Annotated in this window: 21 protein-coding genes and 6 tRNA genes; 20 read left to right on the top strand and 7 right to left on the bottom strand. The window is 51.8% G+C overall.

Annotated elements, in window-relative coordinates:
• Positions 1 to 205: 205 nt before the first annotated feature.
• Positions 206 to 619: a hypothetical protein gene (locus ACFWUL_RS08745; RefSeq protein ID WP_416177014.1), complete on the bottom strand. Its 414-nt coding sequence runs from the start codon at positions 617 to 619 to the stop codon at positions 206 to 208.
• 171 nt (positions 620 to 790) lie between these two features.
• On the bottom strand, positions 791 to 1696 hold the full coding sequence (locus tag ACFWUL_RS08740; protein ID WP_416177013.1) for a helix-turn-helix domain-containing protein: 906 nt from the start codon (positions 1694 to 1696) through the stop codon (positions 791 to 793).
• A gap of 196 nt (positions 1697 to 1892) precedes the next feature.
• Between ACFWUL_RS08740 and typA the strand changes: the two genes are divergently transcribed.
• A complete protein-coding gene (gene typA, locus ACFWUL_RS08735) occupies positions 1893 to 3713 on the top strand; it encodes a translational GTPase TypA (protein ID WP_297023286.1) in 1821 nt (606 codons plus the stop codon).
• A gap of 396 nt (positions 3714 to 4109) precedes the next feature.
• Positions 4110 to 4619: a transporter gene (locus ACFWUL_RS08730; protein ID WP_416177012.1), complete on the top strand. Its 510-nt coding sequence runs from the start codon at positions 4110 to 4112 to the stop codon at positions 4617 to 4619.
• A 215-nt stretch (positions 4620 to 4834) separates the two neighbouring features.
• On the opposite strand, the gene ACFWUL_RS08725 is transcribed toward ACFWUL_RS08730, so the two are convergent.
• The 3 genes from ACFWUL_RS08725 to ACFWUL_RS08715 form a co-directional block, all read right to left on the bottom strand.
• On the bottom strand, positions 4835 to 5629 hold the full coding sequence (locus ACFWUL_RS08725; RefSeq protein WP_416177011.1) for a carbon-nitrogen family hydrolase: 795 nt from the start codon (positions 5627 to 5629) through the stop codon (positions 4835 to 4837).
• An 87-nt stretch (positions 5630 to 5716) separates the two neighbouring features.
• On the bottom strand, positions 5717 to 7003 hold the full coding sequence (locus tag ACFWUL_RS08720; protein WP_416177010.1) for a M18 family aminopeptidase: 1287 nt from the start codon (positions 7001 to 7003) through the stop codon (positions 5717 to 5719).
• Positions 7003 to 7386, bottom strand: coding sequence for a hypothetical protein (locus tag ACFWUL_RS08715; protein WP_416177009.1), 384 nt, complete (start codon positions 7384 to 7386; stop codon positions 7003 to 7005). The genes ACFWUL_RS08720 and ACFWUL_RS08715 overlap by 1 nt, the downstream gene beginning before the upstream one ends.
• Before the next feature lie 293 nt (positions 7387 to 7679).
• Between ACFWUL_RS08715 and truA the strand changes: the two genes are divergently transcribed.
• The 3 genes from truA to ACFWUL_RS08700 all read left to right on the top strand — a co-directional run bounded on the left by truA (position 7680) and on the right by ACFWUL_RS08700 (position 10152).
• The gene (gene truA, locus ACFWUL_RS08710) at positions 7680 to 8417 is read left to right on the top strand and encodes a tRNA pseudouridine(38-40) synthase TruA (protein ID WP_416177008.1); all 738 of its coding nucleotides are present in this window, start codon (positions 7680 to 7682) and stop codon (positions 8415 to 8417) included.
• A 175-nt stretch (positions 8418 to 8592) separates the two neighbouring features.
• Positions 8593 to 8684 (top strand) — tRNA-Ser (locus ACFWUL_RS08705).
• A gap of 274 nt (positions 8685 to 8958) precedes the next feature.
• Positions 8959 to 10152 carry a pyridoxal phosphate-dependent aminotransferase gene (locus tag ACFWUL_RS08700; protein ID WP_416177007.1) on the top strand — a complete coding sequence of 398 codons (1194 nt, stop codon included), beginning with the start codon at positions 8959 to 8961 and terminating at the stop codon, positions 10150 to 10152.
• Positions 10153 to 10496: 344 nt separating this feature from the next.
• Here the strand turns inward: ACFWUL_RS08700 and ACFWUL_RS08695 are convergent, their stop codons facing one another.
• On the bottom strand, positions 10497 to 11825 hold the full coding sequence (locus ACFWUL_RS08695; protein WP_416177006.1) for an MATE family efflux transporter: 1329 nt from the start codon (positions 11823 to 11825) through the stop codon (positions 10497 to 10499).
• Positions 11826 to 11894: 69 nt separating this feature from the next.
• Here ACFWUL_RS08695 and ACFWUL_RS08690 point away from each other — a divergent pair, with 69 nt between their 5' ends.
• Both ACFWUL_RS08690 and ACFWUL_RS08685 read left to right on the top strand, forming a co-directional pair.
• Complete coding sequence (locus ACFWUL_RS08690) at positions 11895 to 12842, top strand: LysR family transcriptional regulator (RefSeq protein WP_416177005.1); 948 nt, start codon at positions 11895 to 11897, stop codon at positions 12840 to 12842.
• Positions 12843 to 13501: 659 nt separating this feature from the next.
• A complete protein-coding gene (locus ACFWUL_RS08685; protein ID WP_416176725.1) occupies positions 13502 to 14575 on the top strand; it encodes an IS630 family transposase in 1074 nt (357 codons plus the stop codon).
• A gap of 265 nt (positions 14576 to 14840) precedes the next feature.
• Here ACFWUL_RS08685 and ACFWUL_RS08680 read toward each other — a convergent pair whose 3' ends face one another.
• Positions 14841 to 15740 carry a LysR family transcriptional regulator gene (locus tag ACFWUL_RS08680; protein WP_416177004.1) on the bottom strand — a complete coding sequence of 300 codons (900 nt, stop codon included), beginning with the start codon at positions 15738 to 15740 and terminating at the stop codon, positions 14841 to 14843.
• A 144-nt stretch (positions 15741 to 15884) separates the two neighbouring features.
• Between ACFWUL_RS08680 and ACFWUL_RS08675 the strand changes: the two genes are divergently transcribed.
• The 13 genes from ACFWUL_RS08675 (at position 15885) to tuf (ending at position 25060) form a co-directional block, all read left to right on the top strand.
• Positions 15885 to 16910 carry a threonine aldolase family protein gene (locus tag ACFWUL_RS08675; RefSeq protein ID WP_297041403.1) on the top strand — a complete coding sequence of 342 codons (1026 nt, stop codon included), beginning with the start codon at positions 15885 to 15887 and terminating at the stop codon, positions 16908 to 16910.
• 441 nt (positions 16911 to 17351) lie between these two features.
• Entirely contained in the window at positions 17352 to 18161 is an 810-nt protein-coding gene (locus tag ACFWUL_RS08670) for a Cof-type HAD-IIB family hydrolase (RefSeq protein WP_416177003.1), read from the top strand.
• 3 nt (positions 18162 to 18164) lie between these two features.
• Entirely contained in the window at positions 18165 to 19073 is a 909-nt protein-coding gene (rapZ, locus tag ACFWUL_RS08665; protein WP_297022190.1) for an RNase adapter RapZ, read from the top strand.
• Between the two features lie 6 nt (positions 19074 to 19079).
• A complete protein-coding gene (gene yvcK, locus ACFWUL_RS08660) occupies positions 19080 to 20432 on the top strand; it encodes a uridine diphosphate-N-acetylglucosamine-binding protein YvcK (protein WP_297022186.1) in 1353 nt (450 codons plus the stop codon).
• Positions 20432 to 21355: a DNA-binding protein WhiA gene (gene whiA / locus ACFWUL_RS08655; protein WP_297022184.1), complete on the top strand. Its 924-nt coding sequence runs from the start codon at positions 20432 to 20434 to the stop codon at positions 21353 to 21355. Before yvcK ends, whiA begins: the two co-directional genes overlap by 1 nt.
• A 100-nt stretch (positions 21356 to 21455) precedes the next feature.
• Positions 21456 to 22514, top strand: coding sequence for a hypothetical protein (locus tag ACFWUL_RS08650; protein ID WP_416177002.1), 1059 nt, complete (start codon positions 21456 to 21458; stop codon positions 22512 to 22514).
• Positions 22515 to 22616: 102 nt separating this feature from the next.
• A complete protein-coding gene (locus ACFWUL_RS08645; protein ID WP_297022179.1) occupies positions 22617 to 22859 on the top strand; it encodes a DUF951 domain-containing protein in 243 nt (80 codons plus the stop codon).
• Between the two features lie 357 nt (positions 22860 to 23216).
• Positions 23217 to 23292, top strand: a tRNA-Thr gene (locus tag ACFWUL_RS08640).
• Between the two features lie 4 nt (positions 23293 to 23296).
• Positions 23297 to 23381 (top strand) — tRNA-Tyr (locus ACFWUL_RS08635).
• 5 nt (positions 23382 to 23386) lie between these two features.
• A tRNA-Met gene (locus ACFWUL_RS08630) sits at positions 23387 to 23462 on the top strand.
• A gap of 27 nt (positions 23463 to 23489) precedes the next feature.
• Positions 23490 to 23565 (top strand) — tRNA-Thr (locus tag ACFWUL_RS08625).
• A 1-nt stretch (position 23566) separates the two neighbouring features.
• A tRNA-Met gene (locus ACFWUL_RS08620) sits at positions 23567 to 23643 on the top strand.
• A gap of 229 nt (positions 23644 to 23872) precedes the next feature.
• Complete coding sequence (gene tuf / locus ACFWUL_RS08615; protein WP_297041400.1) at positions 23873 to 25060, top strand: elongation factor Tu; 1188 nt, start codon at positions 23873 to 23875, stop codon at positions 25058 to 25060.
• Positions 25061 to 25082: the final 22 nt, after the last annotated feature.

Below are 25082 nucleotides of genomic sequence, written 5' to 3'. Positions count from 1 at the left end.
CTGATCAGGCCCTCCGGGCCGGAATATTCCATCTGCAGCAAAGCCGCGGACCAATAGCGCCGCAGGCTGGTGCCTTCGATTTCGACTTCAATCGGGGTCTCTCATTCATATTTCTCTGTCAAGCATTTTTGAAAATGTCCCGAGAATTGTCATTTAATAGCCCCGCAATAGTGGGGCTATTTTGAGTGGTTAGGCCAGTATGTTACTAAAATATGTTACGCGATGCAAGTTCTTCTGGATCTTGTCTGGAATGATGCGGTCTTGTAAGGACGTAATGACGGAAAGATGCCTGCTTCCATGGGTGACTCATCGGTGGAATCCAGTGTTTCTGAGGCTTTGGTTTGGTATAGTCAGCATCAAGCTCAGGAGATTTCTTCTGGCGCAAAGGGATGGCTTCCAGCGCGTAGATACTGGTATCGTTAACACTGCAGTAGAGTTCGCCGTTGAAAGCCCGTATGACTAGTACTTTGGTTCCGCTGGCATAATGCACCTGATGGCCTTCTGAATCAAGCATACGATAGTACTGACGCTGGAAACGGATGCAGTGGCCTCTGTCTACCGTACGGCCTGTAAGTACAGCCAGTATCAGGTTGATCCTCTCATCTGACGGTTGCGTCACAAAAGCTGATTTGGTACTATTGGGAGGAAGTGCAAACTTCGCATTGAATTCTTTTAGGTAGGACTTGAGGAATTCATTGGCGTCTGCAATAGTCGTGATGCCTGCCTGTCTCAGCTCAATCGGCAGGCGCGACTGCAGCGTCTCATTGAGCCGCTCAACCCGGCCTTTGGCCTACGGTACGCTGCTTGACTCAAGGTGTATCCCCAGTTGCCTGCAAGCGTAACCGAACTGCGTATAGGTATCCTCGTCGATGGACGGGGATCCTTTTTGTTTGTAAATGAACACAGTGCGTTTATCCGTGAAGATTTCCACAGGGATTCCGTAATCTTTGAGAGTCTGCCAGAGGACATGGTAATAGCCGTTCAGGGTCTCCTGGGTGTCAAAATAGCCGCCAGTCACGATGCCAGTGGCATCATCAATGAAGAGGTGGAGATGCCAGATCTTCCCGGGAACCCATTCATATGGAGTGGCATCACCCTGCAGCTGTTCCCCAAAGTAAGCATGCCGTGGACGCCGGCTGTGGGCATCTTCAGCAGCCACAAGATTGACTTGTATTTCCATCTGCTTTTTCTTGGATTTCGTGTTGCTTTTCATTGCTTCCAATTTTCTCCTGATCCGTTTTCTTTTGGCCCGTGTAGCCTTAGGAGAGAGAATAAAGGCTGCCTCAAGAATGGAGGCTACAGAGGAAACGGAGACATGGATATTCTCATGTCTGTCCAGAAGTTCGGTAAAGTGGGTAAAATTGGCGCCATAGTACTCATTCTGGTAAAGGGCCACAATTTTTTCTCTGAGTGAGGCTGGAAGTGTTGTTACGGGCTGTCTACCCCTGTTCCCGTGGACAAATGCTGCTTTACCTTCCTGACGATAGCGCAGGATTAACCGGTTCACGGTGCGGACAGTGCACCCCAGCCGGACAGCTGCTGCGAGCTTGTTGCCATCTGGATGATTAACAAGAGATTTGATTGTTTCATATTTGAACTGCTCGTCCATCGTTAATTCAACCTTTCTGATAAAAATTCCTCCCATCACTTGCGTTAAGATTGTGATGAGATTATACCATGACTGGGACATTTTCATTTGTGGTTACTTGAGACAATATCACTTGTGGTTCATACAATCGGGGTCTCTCATTCATATTTCTCTTTACCTGCTGCCTCTCAGTATGTTATAATAAATCGTATTTACCGATACTATAAACAATCCCTTTTCTCTGTGCTATAATAACGGAGATACATTGTTTTTAGCTGTATACCCGAGGGGGAAAGAAAAAGAAATGAAAAGAGAAGATATCCGTAACATTGCCATTATCGCCCATGTCGACCATGGCAAGACGACTCTTGTGGATGCCATGCTGAAACAGAGCCATGTTTTCAGAGATAACCAGAAAGTGGCAGAACGTGTCATGGACTCCAACCCGATCGAACGGGAAAGGGGCATTACCATTCTGGCAAAGAATACCTCTGTCATGCACAACGGCGTGAAAATCAATATCGTTGATACCCCAGGGCATGCAGATTTCGGCGGCGAAGTGGAACGTATCCTCAACATGGTAGACGGCGTTCTCCTCCTGGTGGATGCCCATGAAGGACCGATGCCCCAGACGAAGTATGTGCTCCGCAAGGCACTGGAACATAAGCTGAAACCGATCGTTGTCATCAATAAAATTGACCGTCCGGACCAGCGCATTTCCGACGTGGAAGGCGAAATCCTGGACCTCTTCATCGAACTGGAAGCAGACGATGAACAGCTCGATTTCCCGCTCATTTACTGCTCTGCAAGAAACGGCATTGCCAAACTCCACATGAACGATGAAGGCAAGGACCTGGGACCCCTCTTTGATGCGATCCTGAAATACTGCCCCTGTCCCGACGTGGATCCTGACGGCGGACTGCAGGTCATGGTGACCACGCTGGAAGCGGACGATTACCTTGGTAAGGTGGCCATTGGCCGTATTACCCGGGGCACTGCAAAGCAGGGCATGCCCGTAGCCATTACGGACGGCACCAAGATCCGGAGCGACCATATCGGCTCCCTCTTCACCTGGCAGGGAATGAAGCGGACTCCGGTGCAGGAAGTCAAAGCCGGCGATATCATCGCTATGGCCGGTTTCAAGGATATTAACATCGGCGAAACCGTAGCGGACGCTACCAATCCGGAAGCCCTTCCGTCCATCCACATCGATGAACCGACCCTGTCCATGGTATTCCATGTCAACAAGAGCCCCTTTGCCGGCAAGGAAGGGGACTTCGTAACATCCCGCCATATCCGTGCCCGTCTGTACAAAGAAATCGAAACGAACGTGGCCCTTCGGGTAGAAGATACGGATACCTCCGATGCATTCAAAGTTTCCGGCCGTGGTGAACTCCACCTGTCCGTACTTATTGAAACCATGCGGCGTGAAGGATTTGAACTGGAAGTTTCCAAACCCCAGGTTATTTACAAGGAAATCAATGGCAAGAAATGTGAACCGCTGGAACGGCTCACCATCGAAGTACCCCAGGAATTCATGGGCGCCGTCATGGAAGGTCTTGGACCGAGAAGAGCGGAAATGATTTCCATGGAAGAACTGGCAGGCTACATGAAGATGGAATTCTCCATCCCCGCCCGCGGCCTCATCGGCTTCCGTAATGAACTCCTCACCACCACCCGTGGTACCGGCATCATGTACCACGTATTCCAGGGCTATGCTCCCTACAAAGGTGATATCCCTGAAAGAACGAGAGGCTCCCTGGTGGCCTTCGAAGCCGGCGTCACCACTGCCTATGGCCTGAACTCCATCCTGGACAGGGGCGAACTGTTCCTGGAACCGGGCGTAGAAGTTTATGAAGGCATGATTGTCGGTGAAAACTCCCGCGACCAGGATATGGACGTGAACCCCTGCAAGAAGAAGCACCTCACCAACACCCGTGCTTCCGGTTCCGACGAAGCCATCAAGCTGCCGCCCTGCCGCAAGTTCACACTGGAATCCGCACTGGAATGGATTAACGATGATGAACTGGTAGAAGTGACACCAAAGAGCATCCGCATGAGAAAGATGGTTCTTTCCCGTCAGGCTCGCTATAAGAACGCTAACGTAAAGAAGAGCCAACAGTAATTGGCTGGTAAGAAAGGTGGACCGATTTCCGGCCCGCCTTTTTTTGTAGGTAAGTGTGCCGCTGAACGGGCGGGGGCTTCCAGCTGCTGGCTTTTAGCCTCCAGGAAAGATGACCGGCCTGCGACGCTTTTCGCCAGCCATTTATGCCGTAGGCTATAGATCTTTCCTAATTGCTAAAAGCTAGAAGCTAGAAGCCCCCGCCTGTTCGCATGCACACCTATGCACACCTACCCATGCTGCGCATAGCCCCGGCAAAGCACCTGCCCTTAGCTCCATCCACATGTATGGACGTCTCCTTGCCATCACATACTTCACTTACAATTTTCTCTTAATTTCCTGTACCATCTGGTATATAATAAATACAAAGAGTCAATATTTCAGAAAGGGGGACCCCATATGAAGAAACTTGTATGTCTCGCAGCCATGGTGGCACTTGCAGCGGCTGGTGCCGGATCGGCCAGTGCCATGGGCGGCATTATGGATACGGAAGTGAGCTATGGGTATAACGGAGCTGCCGATGGCATTCACAACGCCCACATTGAAGTGAAGCCGATTCCGAAAGTGGCCGTAGGCGCGGAGGTGCGTCACTGGAACCATCGGGGCAATGAGACCGATGTGTATGCGAAATACAAAATCGGCCATCTCTATATCGGCGCCGGCAACCGGAACTACTATGACCGGGATGCAAAGGTATTCGGCCTCCTGGAAGGGAAAGCCAATATCATAGGTCCCCTGGATGCCTATGCGGGGCTCCTCGTATCGAGCGAAGAAAGGCAGTACAAAGCAGGCCTCCAGCTGGACCTGGTGCCTACTTCCTTTGACGTGGACCTGAATTACACCTACTACGACCGGGATGACGTGGACAACGAAGGCGGCGTAGGAATCGGGCTGAATTATCATTTCTGATGATACTGTATGCATGCAGTAAAAAAGAGCGGTGAACGAAAAGTTCACCGCTCTTTCTTTTGGGAATGTGGAGCGCCGCGAATATTATACCTTTCCTCTTTAGAGGGAGCCCGCGTGAGCGGGTGTGGGGTGAAGGGGCCTGTTCAAAGGCCAAAGTCCATATTCTTCCCCTGGCCCCGGCAGCAGTTCCAGCCTTAGCCGAAGGCTCAAATGGCTCATTCTACCCGGTCCCATTCCGGCCGGCGGTCCCGGAATACGTTGATCTGGGTCCGTACTTCTTTGATGACATCCGTATCGATGCGGCCATAGGCTATTTCTTCCGTATCCTCCAGATGGCAGATATCTTCCCCCCAGGGGTCGAGGAGCAGGGATTCACCGGCATAGTCCGTATCCCCGGAGTGGCCGGACTGGTTCACGGCGGCCAGGTAGAACTGGTTTTCTATGGCCCTTGCCTGGCAGAGCCGTACCCAGTGGGTGTTCCGGATCTTTGGCCATGCTGCGGGAACGAAGAACAGGTCTACCCCTGCCAGTGCTTCCCGGCGGATGAGCTCCGGAAACCGGATGTCGTAGCAGATAGCCATGGAGCAGTCTATGCCGTCCAGTGTAAAGTGGGAAAGATGGTTTCCCATCCGGAAATAGCCCGGTTCCCCGGAGAGGGAGAATCCGTGCATTTTATCATAGCTGGAAACAAGGTCCCCCTTGCGGTCGAAGACCATGGACCGGTTGAAAATATCATTTCCTTCCCGTACAGCTGTGGAACCACCCACAATGTTTACGCCGAAGCGGGAAGCGGTTTCCGAAAGGAGGCGGGCCGTCCTCTCCCCGTCCCTGTCAGCCAGGTCAGCCAGGTTTTCTTTCGGGAAGAATCCCACATCCCATGTTTCCGGAAGAACCAGGATATCCGGTTTCCGTTCCATAGCTTCTTCCATCATCTCTTTTGCGTGGGCGAAATTCCTGCCCGGATTTCCCATTTCTACCTGCATCTGGATCAGTGCGATTCGTAATTTCATGGCGTCCTCCTTTGAAAAGAACCGATCTTTATTTCCATTATATCATTCTATCTGGGATGAAAAAAACCTCCCGAAGGAGGTTTGGAGTCAGTCAAAGAACTTCGCCGCTGCAGCGGCCAGGTACGCCGTATCCAGGGTGCCTGCAGTCTCATAGGACGAATGCATGGCCAGCTGGGGCAGGCCGATATCTACCGTCGGCATGGCCACTTTCGTGTTGGAAATATTTCCAAGGGTGGATCCGCCGGGGTTATCGCTGCGGTTCGTAAAGGTCTGGGTGGGGATGTGGATTTCCTCACAGAGGTTCTTGAAATAAGCAGCGGACAGGGCATCCGTAGCGTAGCGCTGCTGGGCATTGTACTTGATGACGATGCCTTTGTTGATGACCGGCCGGTTAACGGGGTCCGCATATTCCTCATGGTTCGGGTGCAGGCTGTGGGCGTTATCGGCGGAAATCATGAAGCTTCCTGCAATCATGGCCATGGTCTCATCGTAGGAATATCCCAGGGACAGGGATAGACGCATGAGCACATTGGACAGGAAGGTGGAACCGGCGCCGATGGCCGTGCCGCTTCCCACTTCTTCATTATCAAAGAGAGCATAGAGGGAAATGGCTTTTTCTTTCTTTCCTGCCACGAATCCACGGAAAGCAGCAAAGGCACACTGCAGGTCATCCAGCTTCGGGGAAGAAATGAATTCTTTGTCTTCCCCCCAGAGGGTGCCGGGAACCCGGCTGTACAGGTACAGGTCATGGGCCAGGATGTCTTCTTTCCTGACACCGGCAGAGGCGGCCACCACATCCATGAAGGATGCCTTTCCATCGGCCATGCCGTAAAGTGGGGCAAGGTCGGTCTGGATATTCCAGTCCTTTTTATGGTTTACGTTCCGGTCCATATGAATGGCCACGGAAGGAATGACGAGCATGGTGCCGTCCACGGCCACCAGTTTTTCCGCCAGATGTCCCTTTTCTTTAGTAATCAGGCGGCCTGCCACAGACAGGGGCCGGTCCAGCCAGGTGGACATGATCATGCCGCCGTAGCCTTCCACATTGAGGGTCACATAGGGGCCCTTTTTCATTTCCGGGTTTTCTTTGATTTTGAAGGTGGGGGAATCGCAGTGGGAAGCAATGATATGGAAAGAACGGGCTCCTTCTTCGGGCACAGTGAAGGCCATGAGGGCGCTGCCGTTCCGGGTAACCACATATTTTCCGCCCTTTTCGATGTGCCAGGGATCTTCCTCCCGGATTTCCGTGAACCCGGAATAAAGAAGGGCCGCCTTGATTCCGCGGATCCCATGGAACACGGAGGGAGAACGGGCGATGAAGTGGATGAGGTTCTCACTGATTTCCTGTGGCGTTTCCGGTTTTTCCAGTTCCATTATTTCTTATGGTTCACCTTTCTCTGGTAAACGGCTTCTGCCATCTGGGCACGGGCACGGATGACGGGGTTTGTGGAATTGATAGAGGTAGGAGTGAAATTGCTGGTGTAGTGAAGCTTATTAGTTTCCTTTTCCATTTCTACCACTTGGATGGTGCCGGCAGTGCGGTCATAGGCGTAGGTATAGGTGCAGGTGCCCCCTTCAATGGCTTCTACGGCTACGAAATTCAGGATTTCATGGCCATTGGTGGTATGCTTCACACTGGCTTCATCCATGTCAATGGATACGGTATCATTATATTTCCATAAATTAGCAGCGGAGACAGACAGGGAGCCTGCTGCAATAGCGGCTGCCATACCAAAAGCGAAAAGAATCTTTTTCATACAAACACTCTCTTTCCCGGAAAAGGACAGCTTTTCCGATAAAATAGACAGATGGAATTATTCTTATTATAACATATTCCCTTTGTGGCTTAATTTATAAAATGATAAATTCCTTCTGCCGGTCCGCCGGAAAACAGGAATGGAGATGGGGACCGGTGACTTATTTCTATGATTGTAATATATCCGTACATACGCTGGAAATGGGATGATTGTCTTTTTCTCTATCAAGTTGGTATAATTCCTATAATCGATGTACGAAAATGAAATAGAATCGGGGAAGGAGATTCAGGATTATGAGAAATTATGGATTTATCGTTTCCTACGACGGCAGCCGATATGAGGGATGGCAGCGGCAGGTGAGGACGAAGGAGACCATCCAGGGAAAACTGGAAGAGACCCTGGAGAAAATTACCGGAGAAAAGGCCCAGGTCATTGGTGCAGGAAGGACCGATGCCGGGGTCCATGCCCTGGGGCAGTATGCCAATGTGCATCTGGAAGGAACGTATCCGGCGGATAAGCTGGAAGATGCCTGGAACCGGGCATTGCCCGATGATATTTCCATCCATCACCTGGAAGAAAAGGAGGACCGCTTCCATAGCCGTTTTTCCGCAAGGACAAAGCATTACCGCTATCGCATCCGCCTGTCCCCTGAAAAAGATGTGTTTGCAAGGCGTTATGTATGGCAGCTGGGAGAACCGCTGGATGTGGAAAGTATGAAAAAAGGAGCCGCCCTTCTCTGCGGCACCCATGACTTTACCTCCTTCTGTGGGAACAGGCATATGAAAAAGTCGGCAGTCCGGACGGTGGAGGATATACTCCTTTCCGAAGAAAAGGGAGAGCTTCACATGGACTTCTATGGCGATGGTTTTCTCCAGAATATGATCCGCATCATGGTGGGAACCCTTGTGGAAATCGGGGAGGGGAAGAGAAGGGCGGAAACCATTCCGGCGGTCTTTGAAGCCAAAGACCGGGCAAAGGCCGGTTTCACCGCCCCGCCCCAGGGCCTCACTCTGGTGGAAGTGATCTATTGATGGGAGAGGAGGCCAGCCGCCAGCTTATCCTGCTGTTTCCTGCATCACAAATGACTGATAATTTTTTTTACAAAACCCTTGACATCCATAGCTCCACTTGGTATACTACATAAGTCAGTCAACCACTGATACAAATCAATAAGGCGCTGACCGAGAGGTCAGGGATAAGCAGCATGGAGAGGTGTCCGAGCGGTTTAAGGTGCATGATTGGAAATCATGTTGCCGGCGAATACCGGCACGGGGGTTCGAATCCCCCTCTCTCCGCCACAAATGTGGGCTCTGTCAGAAATGACAGAGCCCTTTTGCTTTGCCGTTTTTCGGAAAAGAAACGAATGCAAACCAGCGGTATCCTCGGCCTTTGATTTTAACCTTGACCGCGATCTGCCATTATCTGCGGCAAAGCCGCCGGGCCTCAACTCTCAACTCTCAAATCTCAAATCTATTCTTTTCCCCGTGGCAGAAACCGAAAATCGTTATATAATGTAGATATGCAGTTAACTCTTATATTTAACTCATAGTTAAGTCACAGGAAGGTGTCAACATGAAGATTTCGCGGAGAGCATTAAGCCTGACCACATCACCGATTCGTAAGCTGGGACCCTATGCCCAGGAAGCCCAGAAGGCGGGGAAGAAAGTGTACCACCTGAATATCGGACAGCCCGATATCGAGACGCCGCCCCAGTTCATGGAAGCTATCCGGAAGTTTGATAAGAAAACCGTAGCTTACGGACAGTCCCAGGGGGATATCCACCTCATTCACCAGATCCAGAAGTACTATAAAGAATGGGGCATGGAATACAGCGAAAAGAATATTTACATCACCGCCGGCGGCAGTGAGGCACTGGAACTGGCAGCCCTTACCCTCTGCGATCCGGGGGATGAAATCCTTGTATTTGAACCGTTCTATGCCAACTACAATTCCTTTGCCAAGATCGCAGGAGCCCACGTCAGAGCCGTTCCCACCAGCGCTGAAAACGGGTACCGCCTGCCGGACCAGGATACGATAGAAAAGTATGTCACCGATAAGACAAGGGCCATTCTTCTCACGAACCCCGGCAACCCCACCGGTGTAGTCTATACGAAAGCGGAAATGGACATGATTGCTTCGGTGGTGAAGAAACATGGCCTCGCCCTCATTGCGGATGAAGTATACCGGGAATTCGTTTATGATGGCGCCTATACAAGCTTTGGCACCTACGATGACCTGGCAGACAACCTCATCATCGTGGACTCCGTATCGAAACGGTACAGCGCCTGCGGTGCCCGCATCGGTTGCCTCATCAGCAAGAATGAAGATTTTACCACCCAGATCAACAAGTTCTGCCAGGCCCGGCTCTGCGTGCCTACGGTGGAACAGGTGGGAGCGGCTGCTCTCTACGATACACCGAAATCCTATCTGGAAGCGGTAAACCAGGAATACAAGAAACGGCGGGACACCATTGCCGCAGGCCTTGCCAAAATCCCGGGCGTCATTTCTTCCGACCCCAAGGGCGCTTTCTACGTGATGGTGAAGCTCCCGGTGGATGATGCGGAAAAGTTCGCCATCTGGATGTTGAAGGACTTCGAAGAAGACGGGGAAACCGTCATGATTGCCCCAGGCAACGGGTTCTATGCAGAACCGGGCAAGGGCATCGATGAAGCCCGCCTGGCCTATGTGCTGAACTGCAGGGACCTGGAAAGGGCTATCGAACTGCTGGCTCATGGCCTTAAGGCTTATCCGGGAAGAAAAATCTGAGCAAAATAAAAAGACAGTGGAATGAAGACATTCATTCCACTGTCTTTTTATTGGATGTTGGAATATTTCAGTGAGCTGTTGGGTTCGATACTGGAGGGTGGAGTCATTCGAGCGGGGGCTTCTAGCTGCTAGCTGCTAGCTCCTAGCTTCTAGGAAAGATCAACAGCCTACGGCACGAATGACTGATGGAAACAGGTAGGAAGCGCCGCAGGCGGATCAGCCTTCCTAACAGCTAGCCGCTAGAAGCTAGAAGCTAGAAGCTCCATGCGAGTGACTCTATCCGCAAGCATGCCAACCGCCAAACTCCAACAGCTCGTCAAACCGCAATAGGCGAGAACCGCTTTTTACGCTCCCCTCCTCAGTACCCTCCAGCAGCTTCCGTTCATGAGAAGACTGATGAGGATCCAGGAGATAGGGAAGACGATATAGAGAGACTGGATGGTATGGAACCTGGGGAAAACGGTGAGGATCCACAGGATACGGAGGACGCAGGTCCCTAGGATCGTCCAGATGGCAGGCACCGTAGAATGGCCCATGCCCCGGAGGAAACCGGCGGGAATTTCATAGAAACTGCACAGGGGCTCCCAGAGGACGATGATGAGGAAACGGATCCCCGCCGCTTCAATGATGGCGGCATCCGTGGAGAACAGGCCCGCCGTTACCGGATAGAAGAGGGAAGCCGGTATGTTGATGGCAAAACCGGAAAGGAGGGCGAGGGCAAGGCAGATTTTCCCGGTCCGAATACAGCGGGTCCTGTTTCCGGCACCCTGGTTCTGGCTCACAAAGGTGGTGGCGGTCTGTCCGAAGGCGGTGATGACGTAGTAAGTAAAGTACTCCACTTTCAGGGCAATCGTATTTCCTGCCACCAGGGTGGTGCCGAATGTGTTGACCACGGCCTGTACGAAAATGTTGGCAAAACAGAAGACGGCTCCCTGGAGGGCAGCAGGAATGCCAATTTTTAAAATTACGGCAGCCGAAGGGATATCAAAAGCAAGAAGCCGGGGCGAAAAACGGAAGGGCCCTTCTTCCGAGGCAAGCCGGTAAATTACGAATACCGCAGACACTGCCGTGGCTATATCCGTGGCAATGGCGACGCCGGCTACATCCATATGAAAGAGAATCACGAAGACCAGATTCAATACCACATTCAAAAGGCCTGAGAAGAACAGGATGAGAAAGGGGCTGCGGCTGTCCCCATGGCTTCGGAGAATGGCAGAACCGAAATCGTAAATCAGCAGGAAAGGATATCCCAGCAGATAGAGTTTCAGGTAAAGGGATGCCAGATGAAAAATGGAGGATGGCGTATCGATAAGCCGGAGCAGCGGGTCTGCGATAAGAAGCCCTGCGGCCATTCCCAGAATGCCGATGATAAGGGAGAGCAGCAGGGATGTATGGACGGAACGGGAAATGTCCCGGGTCTCCCCTTTCCCGATGTTGTGGGCAATGAGTACGTTGCTGCCGATGGCCAGGCCCCCGGAAAGGCAGATGAAAAGGGCTATGAGTTCCCCGTTGATGCCTACGGCCGCCAGGGCATCGGCATCGGTAAACCGGCCCACGACGGCTGTATCAGCGGCATTGAAGAGCTGCTGGATCATGCCGGAAAGGGCGATGGGAATCGCAAAGGCGATGATATTTCGGGTGAGTGGCCCTTCGGTCATTCGTACGGCTTTCATAGGGTGTTTCCTCCTGTCTGGGGAATATGATACCATAGAACTGAACCATCTGAAAAACGAATGTTTATCATGGATAGTATGAGGATTACGGATAGAAAAGAGACTGCCATGATTGATGGAAACCTGCAGAAATACATGGCCTTCGTGAAAACCGTGGAACTGGGCAGCTTTTCCAGGGCCGCCGAGGCCCTGGACTATTCCCAGTCCGGCATCAGCCGCATGATTCACGATCTGGAAAAAGAATGGGGCCTGACATTGCTGGAAAGGGACAGGACCGGCGTCCGCCTCACCTCTGATGGCCTTCGGCTCTTGCCGTATGCGGAAAACCTCTGCCGCGCGTCCTTTGACCTGGAGCAGCAGGTAAGTGAAGTGAAGGGACTGGAAACGGGCATCGTGCGGATTGCTGCGTTTTCCAGTGTAGCTTCTAACTGGCTGCCCACGGTGATCCAGTCCTTCCAGAAGGATTATCCCGGTATCGATTACGAAATCCTCCTGGGGGATTATGGGGAAATTGAAGACTGGGTTTACAGCGGTCGGGTGGACTGCGGGCTTACCTGCATGGCACCGGAAAAGAAACTGGAAACCCTATTCCTTGCCAGGGATGAGCTGGTGGTCATTCTTCCGGAGGGGCACAGGCTTTGCCGCCTTTCCTCCATCCCCGTGAAGTATCTCTCGGATGAACCATTCCTTCTTCTGGAAAAAGGAGGACGAGGGGAAGTGCCGGATATCCTGGAAGCCTGCCATATCCATCCCAAGGTGCGGGTCACCACCTGGGACGATGCCACCATGATGGCCATGGTAGAAAAGGGTCTGGGTATCAGCATGGAACCGCGGCTTGTCCTGAAGCGGCAGGCCTACCATATTGCCATCCGATCCCTGGAGGAAAAGGCGTATCGGAATATCAGCCTTCTCGTGAAAGACAAAAAGACTGCCTCCGCCGCCGCCCGGCGGTTCATGGACTGTCTCACCGATTTTGTATCCCACCTGCCGGAAGAAGAGAGTGACAATGCCGGATAGCATGTTTATGGGGGGGGATTATTGGCAGATGTAAGCTTTCTACAGATGACTTTTCCGAAAAATATGCTGCCCAGGGACTGTTATAGATTTTTCATATGAAATATGAGATACATATAAAAATAAACTATAACGAACTGCAAAGAAAACTATTCTGACTATTCATTTAATCATGTATAATGGTTATGGATGAGGACGAAAGCCTATCCGGGGAGAGGCCTCGAAAAAATACTCGGATCCGGCCAATGCCGCAAGCCATCCTGCAAAGATGAATCCATAAGAGCTCCGGGGGTAAAATCCCGTTCGATGCATTCTCAGATTGACCGGTATTCCCGGGAAATCGAAGAAAACTGTCATGTCGTCAGTTAAAATGAATCAGGCAATCAGCAAGCCCGAAGGAAATGCTCGGAAAACAGGTCATGTATGGCCTCCTGTCTTCCGCCCATTCCTCTCGGGCTTGTTGTGGTGCATGGAATAGATTAAGGGGGCGATATTTCAGTTTGTCGAGCTGTTGGGTTTAGCGGTTAGTATGCTTGCGTGTCGAGTCACTCACACGGGGCAGCTAGTGTCTAATTTCATAAATAATAGATTGTATTGCCGGACACAGCAAATAATGGTATACTTATTCCAGATAAATGCAAATTGCAGGGGGGGATAACGTTATGCCAAAAGTTGCTAAGCAAATACGCTGCTCCGAAAGCGAACGCATAGAACTGCATAAAATCGTAAACTCTCAAAAAACAGAGCATCGCATTGTAAGACGTGCAAAAATGGTTCTTCTATGTCTTGATGGAATGCAAATCAAGGATATCGCGGCTAAGTTGGGGGAACGCCCCAATACCGTTAGCCTTTGGCGGAATCGTTTCGCTGAACAGGGCATCCCTGGACTACAGGATAAGAAAAGGCGGGGCCGTACTGCTCAATATGGACCGGAATTCCGCGAAATGGTGTTAAATAAGCTGAAGGAAGCGCCTCCAGACGGGCTAGCACACTGGGATGGTCCTACACTGGCAAGAGTTCTGAATGTCTCAAAGGCTGCCATTTGGCGACTTATGAGAAAGGAAGGAATACAGCTGGCAAGGCAGCGTTCCTGGTGTGTCAGTACTGATCCGGAGTTTACTAAAAAGTCTGCTGATATCGTGGGACTTTACTTGAACCCGCCAGAGAATGCTGTCGTAATCAGCGTTGATGAGAAACCATCGATACAGGCCTTAAGTAGAGCCCAAGGATATGTACTTACTCATAACAAGAAAATTGTGCGCGGGTTGAAAAGCACATATCGGAGGAATGGAACAATAAATTTATTCGGTGCACTGGAGGTAGCTACCGGACAAATTTATGGAAAGACAACAAAGAGAAAAACCAGAGAGGACTTTGAAGAATTTTTAGATGACTTATTGAAAAGTGAGCCGGGTGGAGACAAAGTGCAATATCATATTATTGTCGATAATTACTGCACGCACAAGCGCTTAAACGACTGGCTGGAAAAGCATCCTAATGTCCATTTTCATTACACACCAACGTCAGCAAGCTGGCTGAATGAAGTGGAAATATGGTTTAACATTATGTCGCGAAAAGTGCTCCGAGGGGCAAGTTTTGACTCTGTTTCGGATCTTGTGTCAGCGATTAAAAAGTTTATTGCTGCCTACAATGAGCATGCAGAACCGTTCCGCTGGAAAAAACGTGAGGTCAAGGGTTCGCAACTTAGGGATACAATCGGAAACTTACGAAATTAGACACTAGCTTCTAGCGGCTAGCTGCTAGGAAGGCTGATCCGCCTGCGGCGCTTTCTTTCCGTTATTTCCGTCAGTCATTCGTGCCGTAGGCTGGCCAGCTTTCCTGGACGCCAGGAGCTAGTAGCTAGAAGCTCCGTGCGCATGACGCTACTCATCAGCGCATGATACAACAGCTCGTCAAACCGCAATTTGGCGAGCTGTCTGCGTAAATCATAAAATTTCGCAGTGCTTCATGATATTGTGCGTGCCCCGCTACTCCTCCTTACTAACGCCGGATTGGGATATTTACATTACCAACCCCATATTCTTCCGCCACGTACTGGATAAATTTCTTGGCTGCCGGGGAGGCTTCTTTCAGGGAGGGAATAGAAATGCCCAAATGGATATACTGGGGCGGATCAAAGGGGACGGTGGCTACCTTTCCTTTCCAGCCTCTGGCGAAGAGGGACTGGTTGAAACTGATGCCGAGACCCGCTTCCACCATGCGGTAAGTGGAGTAAGCATCTTTGGTGGCGAAGTGAATGTCCGGATGGATATGGTACCTGGAAAGGAGCCGGTCAATGTCCGTGTCCTGCCCGGGTTCGGTGATGATGAAGGGGAAGGAGCCCAGCTCCTGTATGGGGAACGAAGGGGCTTTGGCCAGTGGATGATTTGGCGGCAGCCAGGCCACCAGCTCATCTTTCAGGATGGGAATATGGTCACATTCCACGGCAGGGGGAGGCGGAGCGGCCAGGGACAGGTCGATGGTCCTGTCCTCCAGGGCCTTTGCCAGGTCCGCATTGGTTCCTTCTTTCAGGACGATCCGGACCTGGGGATAGTCCGTGCCGAACCGTTTCAGCACTGGTGGCAGGATCATGGAAGATACACTGTAGTAACAGCCGATGATGAGGGTACCGGAGAGAAGGCCCCGTATGCTTTCCCCTGTCTCATGGGCCAGCCGGGCGGCCCGCAGGGTATCCTTCAGGTAGGGGAAGACGGCCTCACCATTGGGCGTCAGGGCTACCCCTCTTTTGGTGCGGACCAGCAGGGGGAATCCCAGTTCCCTCTCCAGGGAATGGATCATACGGCTGATGCCGGGCTGGGTGTATCCCAAAAGTTTAGCGGCTTTCGAAAGACTGCCCTGCTCCGCCGCTGTCACCAGGGCCTCGCATTTGATTTCGTCCATTGATTCCTCCATATATAAAACAATATGTTATGACCTATATAAAAGATTGAAATTTGTGTTTTATCATGACCTATCGTACAATGACAACATCAGAAAAACAAGGGAACTTGCCCAAACTTTAGTATGAAAATGGAGGAATATACCATGTTATCTTTTGCATCGGACTATATGGAAACCTGCGCACCGGAAATTCTGGAGCGCCTGGGGGCACTGGGAAAGGAAAAGCTGGCGGGCTACGGCTTCGACCGGATTTCCGAATCGGCGCGGAATAAAATCCGGGAAGCCTGCGGGGCGCCGGAGGGAGAGGTCTACTTCCTGGTTGGCGGTACCCAGACCAATGCCACCGTCATTGATACCATGCTCCGTCCCTATGAAGGGGTCATCGCTGCCAGGACCGGCCATGTCTCTGTCCATGAAGCAGGGGCCATTGAATACGGCGGCCATAAGGTACTGGAACTTCCCTCGAAGGAAGGTAAAATCACAGCCCGGGAGGTGGCGGACTTCGTGGATGCCTACTGGGCCGATGGCAACCATGAGCACATGGTGATGCCGGGGCTGGTTTATATTTCACAGCCCACCGAATACGGCAGTCTCTATACCCGTAAGGAACTGGAAGACCTGAGCCGTGCCTGCCATGAACACCATATTCCCCTCTATGTGGACGGGGCCCGCCTGGCCTATGGCCTCATGGCGGAAGGTAATGATGTGACCTTGAAAGACCTCTCCCGGCTGGCTGATGCTTTCTATATCGGCGGTACCAAGTGCGGCGGTCTTCTGGGGGAGGCGGTGGTTTTCCCAAAGAAGGGAACGGTTCCCCATTTCTTCACCATGGTGAAACAGCACGGCGCCCTGCTGGCCAAGGGCTGGGCTGCGGGCATCCAGTTCGACACTCTTTTCACCGATGGCCTCTATGAACGGCTGGGGAAGAATGCCGATGAAAAGGCGGACCGGATCCGCAGAGTGCTGGATGAAAAGGGCTATGTCCAGGATATCCGGAACCGGACAAACCAGATTTTTCTCATTCTCACGAAAGAGAAGGCGGAAGAGCTTTCCCATAAGGTGGAGCTCGGGTTCTGGGAAAATAAAGATGAAAATCACGTGGTCATGCGTATCGCCACCTCCTGGGCCACCACGGAGGAAGAGGTGGATGGGCTGGTCAGCCTGTTGTAATGGATGTACGAAGAAAGCTCCCTGATGGGGGCTTTTTTTCGTGGATATGGTTGTTGTGCCAATTGCGGTTTGACGAGCTGTTGTATCATGCGCTGATGAGTAGCGTCATGCGCACGGAGCTTCTAGCTACTAGCTCCTGGCGTCCAGGAAAGCTGGCCAGCCTACGGCACGAATGACTGACGGAAATAACGGAAAGAAAGCGCCGCAGGCGGATCAGCCTTCCTAGCAGCTAGCCGCTAGAAGCTAGCTGCCCCGTGTGAGTGACTCGACACGCAAGCATACTAACCGCTAAACCCAACAGCTCGACAAACTGAAATTTGACGTTGTATGCAAATCCATCCATCCTTTTTCTCTTCCCCACGTCTTCGGGCGTTTCACTCTATGATATAATAAATAAAAACCTTTTATTATGATTTCTTTTTGCAGATAAGGAGCATAGCTATGTCTTCTATTCAAATGATTGCCATCGACCTGGATGATACCCTTCTCCGGGATGATATATCCGTTTCCGATTATACGAAAAATGTCCTCCGGAAAGCCCTGGAAAAGGGCGTTAAGATCGTCATCGCTACAGGCCGCATGTTCCAGGCCGCCCGGCCCTGGGGCCAGGCCATTGGCCTGGGAAATGTGCCGGTCATCTGCTATACCGGTTCCATGACGGGACTCTGCGAAAGCGGAAAAATCATCCGGGATGTCCGTATCGACAAAGAGCTGGCCCTGAAAATCCTGGGGGACATCAAAGACCATGGCTGGTATGGCCATACCTATATTGATGACGAACTCTATGTACCCTTCCGGGATTGGCGGACCGATGAATATGAAAAACAGTGCGGCGTGAAGGCCCATGTGGCGGGAGATGATTTCTGGCAGCCCAAAGAGGCGCCCACGAAGATTCTCGTCTGCGAACACGATGAAAAGAAAATGAAAGAAATTGAAGATTTCCTCCGTCCCCGGTACGGATCCCTGGTGAACCAGGTGAAATCGAAGCCCTATTTCTTTGAAATGAATAACCGGGACTGTTCCAAGGGGGCTGCAGTATCCGCCCTGGCAGGGGAATATAATATTCCCCTGGACCAGGTGATGACCTTCGGCAATGGGAACAATGATGTATCCATGCTATCCCTGACACCCTGGTCCTTTGCGGTAGCCAATGCCACGGCTTCCGCCAAAGAGGCCGCAGCCCACGAGACGCTGTCCAACAATGAGGATGGCGTGGCCAGGGCTGTAGAAAAATACGTACTGGAGGGATGAACCATGAAGGATGATGATTTCCGCTTTGTCATCATTACCGGCATGAGCGGTGCCGGCAAGACGAATTTCATGCAGAAGCTGGAAGACATGGGATACTACTGCGTGGACAACCTGCCTCCCGTGCTCATTACCCGGTTTGCCGATCTCTGCTGGAAGAGTACATCCAATACCCGGCATGTGGCGGTGGTTACCGATATCCGGGGCGGCTCCTTCTTTGATGCCCTGCCCCAGGCTCTGGATGAGCTGAAGAAACGGGGAATTCCCCATGAAGTGGTTTTTCTGGAGGCCTCCGACGAGGCCCTGGTCCGCCGGTACATGGAAACCCGGCGGCAGCACCCCCTTGCGAAGAATATGCGCATCCAGGAAGGCATAGCGGCGGAACGGAAAATTCTGGCCGGTGTCCGGGCCCAGGCCGATGTGATCGTGGATACCACGGCCATGAAGACCAGCGACTTGAGAGAATACCTGTCCAGCCGGTTCGGCGGTGACAGCAGGAAGGGGGATATGCAGATCACCGTATTTTCCTTTGGCTTCAAGTACGGTATTCCCATCGATGCGGACATGGTCATCGACGTCCGGTTCCTGCCGAATCCTTTCTATGTGCCGGAATATAAGTATTCCACCGGCCGGGTGAAGGAAGTGGCCGATTATATCAATAAATCTCCGGTGACCCGGGAGTTTCTGGAAAAACTCTATGATTTCATGGATTTTGTGGTGGATCAGTTCAAAAAATCCGGGAAAACCCAGTTCACCATTGCCATCGGATGCACCGGCGGCATGCACCGGTCTGTCTTTGTAACGGAAAAATTGGGAAGCCACCTGAAAGAAAAACATGGACATGTGAATATCGAACACCGGGACCTTCACAGGAACCATGTGGAACATGATGTGACGGATTCTTCGGAAGGATGAGCAGTAATGAAACATTTCATGCAATGGCTCCGGCCTGGGCTTTCCATTAAACGGTGGATGCTCCTGTTTTCCATAGGTATCCTGATTCTCGTTTTCGGGGCCACCCTGATCCTCAATTACCAGATCTTCGGAATACTGGAAGAAAAGATGCTTCTCTTTGCTTTCCAGATGACCGGAAGCTACAGCTATACGTTCCTTGCCATCTGCGGCACGATTCTCGTGATTCTGGGCCTTTGGATCATGGTGACCGCCGTGCGGAAACTTATGAAACGGTTCGTGGAACTCCTGGCACCGGACCAGAAAGAAGTATCAAAGCAGCTCCTGTCCAAGATGGAACTGTCCCGGGGACCGAAGGTGGTTGCCATCGGTGGCGGCCATGGACTGTCCATGCTTCTCCGGGGACTGAAAAACAAAACCTCCAATATCACCGCCATCGTAACGGTGGCCGATGATGGCGGGTCTTCCGGCAGGCTCCGGGAAGAAATGGGCATCATTGCCCCCGGGGACCTTCGGAACTGCCTTGTGGCCCTGGCAGATAAAGAAACGATCCTGGAAGAAATCTTCCAGTACCGTTTCGGTGGGGAAGGAGAACTGGCTGGCCACAGCCTGGGAAACCTTTTCCTGGCAGCCCTGATCAAACAGTTCGGCAGCGTCCAGAATGCCCTGGAAGCAGCCAGTAAAGTCCTGAACATCCGTGGCCAGGTCATGCCGGCCACATCCCAGACCGTGCGCCTTCGGGCCCGCATGTCAGACGGGGAAATCGTGGAAGGGGAATCGGAAATATCCGCCTATCCGGAGAAGAAAGGTCGGGACATCCGCATTGTCCATATGTCCACGGTGCCTAAAGCCCCTATGGCTGTGGGAGATGCCCTGAAGGCTTTGCGGGATGCGGACCTCATTACCCTGGGTCCGGGGAGCCTTTATACATCGGTACTCCCAAACCTGCTGGTGCCGGAAATCCTGCAGACCATCCGCGAAAGCGGGGCGCCGGTCATCTATATATGCAATGTGATGACCCAGCCCGGTGAAACGTCAGGATATACGGTAGGGGACCACCTGAAGGCCCTTGTAGACCATATCGGCGGCGGTGTCGTTGATTTCGTGCTGGCCAATACCGGTACTCCCGCTTCCGATGTGCTGAAAAAATATGAAAAGGCCCACGCCTATCCCGTGTCCATTGACCGGAAAAAAGTGGAATCCCTGGGGGCATCCCTCATTGAAGCGGATCTCCTGGGACCTGCCCGGGAAGCGGTGCAGGATACAAATGTGCTGGCAGAGGAACTCATGCAGATCCATAACCTGCTGCAGGCCAAGATTCCACCGGAAGCTCTGGACGAGTATCTGAAAAGGAGTCATTAATGTCGTTTACAGAACAGGTCAAAAATGAGCTGGCCCGTATTCGGCGGGACGATAAATCCTGCCGCACTGCGGAACTTCTGGCTCTTCTCCGCATGAGCGGCTCTTTTATCACTGGATCCGGCGGCCGGTGGGGGCTGGAGTTCTCTACAGGCAACAGCGCCGTAGCCCGCCGGGTCCTGGTGTATCTCAAAAAGGACTTCGGCTTCATGCCCAGTGCCATGGTGCGGCAGGGGAGGAGACTTCGGAAGAAAAATGTGTATACCCTGGTGGTCCAACCTTCAGAGCAGGGATTGGCTTTTCTGGATACCATGGGCCTTTCCCCTATGGCCGCCGTGGACGATGAAGCTTTTCTTAAGACCATGGAAGAAAAGCGGGCCTACCTGGCCGGTGCCTTTCTGGGCGGCGGCTCCGTGAGCCGGCCCCAGAGTGATTACCATCTGGAAATGGTGACTCAGTCATCCCATTTTGCCGAGGAAATCGTGAAAACTATGGCTGCATTCAAGCTGAATGCCCGGATGACGGACCGAAAAAATGATTATATTGTGTATATAAAAGACGGGGATGAAGTATCCGAGCTGCTCCAGATCCTGGGAGCCAGCCAGAGCTACCTGGATTTTGAAAGTGTACGGGTGGTGAAGGACATGAGAAACCGGGTGAACCGGCAGGTCAACTGCGAGACCGCCAATCTCCAGAAAACCGTAGATGCTGCTGTTCACCAGACCCACATGGTCCAGAAACTGCTGGACCGGGTGCCCCGTTCTTCCCTCTCCCCTAAAATCCGGGAAGCCTGCGACCTGCGCCTGGCGAATCCCAATGCCAGCCTGTCGGAACTGGCTGCCCTCTGCGGCATCACCAAGTCCGGCCTCGCCCACCGGTTCAAGAAAATAGAGGCCATGGCGGAAGAGAGGAATCCGCAGCTGTAGAACCGGAAATCCCTGGGCGAGGAACCCTGCCAGCGTACATGGCAAACCACTGTACTTTTATATTATTCATAAAATTGTGAGGTCAATGATCCATTCTGTTATGTTAAAAAATACGATTAAAGCACTGTTATTATCCGGTCTTGTACTGTTAGGCGGTGCCGGCGCATCGGCGGCTTCGCCTCTCGATGAGAACTATACCACCCTGCCTTTGAAGGAAACGAAAACGGAAGGGACCCTTATCTTTTCGGACTGTCCGGAATATGCGGATAAGACAGGTATCCTCTATGAGGGTACCGTAAAGCCGGGGAAAGGGCGGGTCTATTACTACCACGTGAACGAAATCGGCGGCCCGGCCCGGGTGCTGGTGTATGCGAAGTCTGCCAGGAAGCAGCCTCTTACCGTTCTTAGAAGAGTCAAAGGCGACGCCAGCAGCAGCTACGTACCCACCGGGTCGACCCTTTCCTTCCGGGAAGCCGTGGAACCAGCCGGAAAACCGGAGACCCTGACATTGAAAAATAAGAATAAGGTCATCCTCTACGATGATGATAAAGAAGGAATCAGGGAAGAGGACCTGGTAAGCGGCATGGTGGAAGTGGAAACAAAGGCCCCTGTCACCATGGGTGTGGCCATTGTGCCCGATGGAAGCGATGCAGACGTGCAGAAGGCACTGGACACGGCCCTGCCCCTGCCTCCGGATTCCCATGAAATGAGGGGGACCTTTGCCCGGGATATTTATCTGGAAAACAGCACCTGGGATTTTGCAAAAGGGCCCGCAGCCCTGTCCATAGGAAATTCCATTCCCTTCCAGAAAGGGATGGACGAAATTTCCCATGTGGAAAGAGAAAATACGGGGGACTATGGCGTGACGTACCATATCACTTTCCACAATTGGGGAAAGGGTCGGTACAACCTGTATATCAATGCCCAGGGCGGCGTGTATCTCGGAACCTTCCAGATCGGTCCTGACGAGAAGCTTCTCCGTACGTACCGGACCGATGGAAAACTGGGGGGCCGCTGGTTCGGCAATGGCACCGAAGATGATACGATTTTCTGTGGTACCTGGGACATGGGCAGGGACCTGTACATCCGCTTTATCCCTGCCGGTGCCACCTACCTGCCCATCCGGTTCCTTATGGTCCCGGAAAAGGACAATGGATAAATCATGAAACTCATGTATAATGGATAAAAAGGTTCTCCCTGGGGAGAATGGTGGCCTCACAGGTATGAAGCCTGTGGCTGTAGTAATCAAAGGAGATGTCCTATGCAATATATTCAGTTTCGCGTCGGTGATATTGTGCAGATGAAGAAAAAACATCCCTGCGGCAGCCAGGAATGGGAAGTCCTGCAGCTGGGAAGCGATATGCGTGTAAAATGCCGGGGCTGCGGCCATATCGCCCTGATTCCCCGTCCCCGTTTCCTGAAGGGAGCAAAGAAAGTCCTGAACCGGGATGTGACAAAAGACGTCCCGCTGGCCAAAAGAACAGAGGAATCCACAGAAGGGTGAGAGATTGGGGCTGGGATCGAGTTCGAGATGACTCGTCTGCGGTTGCCAGTGATCGGTGACTGAATCCGGTGGCTGGGGCTCAGGCCTGCGGGAAGCTGTCAATTCCCACAGGGCCCTCCATCACAGGGGCCCTTTTCCCTTCTCGAGAGGAGAAATACCTTTGCGGCAGAGCCGCTGGACCTCAACTCTCAAATCTGTATTTCTGTAAATTCATTTCAAAAAATTGTAAAAAAGGGGTAGACAGACAGGGCTGTTAATGCTATAATCTATAAACGTGATGAGGACGTACCTCCGAGTGAGCAAAAAGTGCTTGACAAGCGAGACGAAGTTATGTATAATATATCTCGTCACTTGCGTGCTGGCGTAGCTCAGTTGGTAGAGCAGCTGATTTGTAATCAGCAGGTCGTAGGTTCAAGTCCTATTGCCAGCTCCAGTATGGGCGGATTCCCGAGTGGTTAAAGGGAGCAGACTGTAAATCTGCCGGCTTTGCCTTCATAGGTTCGAATCCTATTCCGCCCACCAAATATCGCGGGGTGGAGCAGTTGGCAGCTCGTCGGGCTCATAACCCGAAGGTCGCAGGTTCAAGTCCTGCCCCCGCTACCATAATAATCATTTCCTTTATATAGATGTGCTGATATAGCTCAGTTGGTAGAGCGTATCCTTGGTAAGGATAAGGTCACCAGTTCAATCCTGGTTATCAGCTCCATGGCGGCTTAGCTCAGTTGGCTAGAGCAAGCGGTTCATACCCGCTGTGTCCGGAGTTCAAATCTCTGAGCCGCCACCAAACACCGTAGAAAAGAGTTCTCCCAGGAGAGCTCTTTTTACTGTTATCCATACGCTGGGAGGGGCGGAAATAGCTATCCGGCGGAAGGAGAACAGGTTATCATTCCGTTTTTATGAAAATGCAGATAGAATTGTGCTTCATTTCTTGTATACCATTGACTTTCAATGTATAATAAGTAAAGCGCAAATCTATTTTTGCAAATTCTTTTTTGTATAAGGAGAGAAAAGAAATGGCAAAAGCTCATTACGAAAGAACAAAACCGCATGTTAACATTGGCACCATCGGTCATGTCGATCATGGTAAAACAACCCTGACCGCTGCTATCACCAAAGTGCTGTCCGAAGAAGGCAAGGCAAACTTCTTGGACTATGCTTCCATTGATAAAGCTCCGGAAGAAAGAGCCCGTGGTATCACAATCAACACCTCCACCGTTGAATATGAAACCGAAAAACGTCACTATGCACATGTTGACTGCCCAGGGCATGCCGACTATGTAAAGAACATGATTACCGGTGCAGCTCAGATGGATGGCGCTATCCTCGTAGTATCTGCAGCTGATGGCCCGATGCCCCAGACCCGTGAACATATCCTCCTTGCTAAACAGGTCGGTGTTCCGGCAATCGTCGTATTCCTGAACAAAGCTGACCAGGTCGATGATCCCGAACTGATCGACCTCGTTGAAATGGAAATCAGAGACCTCCTCACCGAATATGGTTATCCGGGAGATGAAGTGCCGATTATCGTTGGCTCCGCTCTTGGCGCTCTCAATGGTAACAAAGAAGATGAACAGAAGATCCGCGACCTCATGAAGGCTGTTGATGACTACATCCCGACTCCTGTTCGTGATACCGATAAACCGTTCCTGATGCCTGTCGAAGACGTATTCACCATTACCGGCCGTGGCACCGTTGCTACCGGCAGAGTTGAACGTGGTACCGTCAAAGTAGGCGATCCGGCTGAAATCGTCGGCCTCCAGGATAAACCGACCGAAACCGTCGTTACCGGCGTTGAAATGTTCAGAAAGACACTGGACCAGGCACTGGCTGGTGATAACATCGGCACACTGCTCCGCGGCATTGATCGTAAAGACATCGTTCGCGGCCAGGTTCTTGCTAAACCGGGCACCGTACATCCGCACACCGAATTCACTGCCCAGGTTTACGTACTGACCAAAGATGAAGGCGGCCGTCATACCCCGTTCTTCAACGGCTATCGTCCGCAGTTCTTCTTCAGAACCACCGATGTAACCGGCGACATCACCCTGCCGGAAGGCACTGAAATGTGCATGCCTGGCGATAACGTAGAAATGAGCGTTAAACTCATTACCCCGATCGCTATGGAAGAAGGCCAGCGTTTCGCTATCCGTGAAGGCGGCCGTACCGTAGGCGCAGGCGTTGTTGCTAAGATCGTAAAATAATCGGTCCTGAACCGGTTTACTG

The organism is Dialister sp., assembly GCF_047832375.1.
Classification (GTDB): domain Bacteria; phylum Bacillota; class Negativicutes; order Veillonellales; family Dialisteraceae; genus Dialister.
The sequence above is the reverse complement of the archived record's forward strand: the minus strand, read 5'-3'. Positions and strand labels throughout refer to the sequence as shown.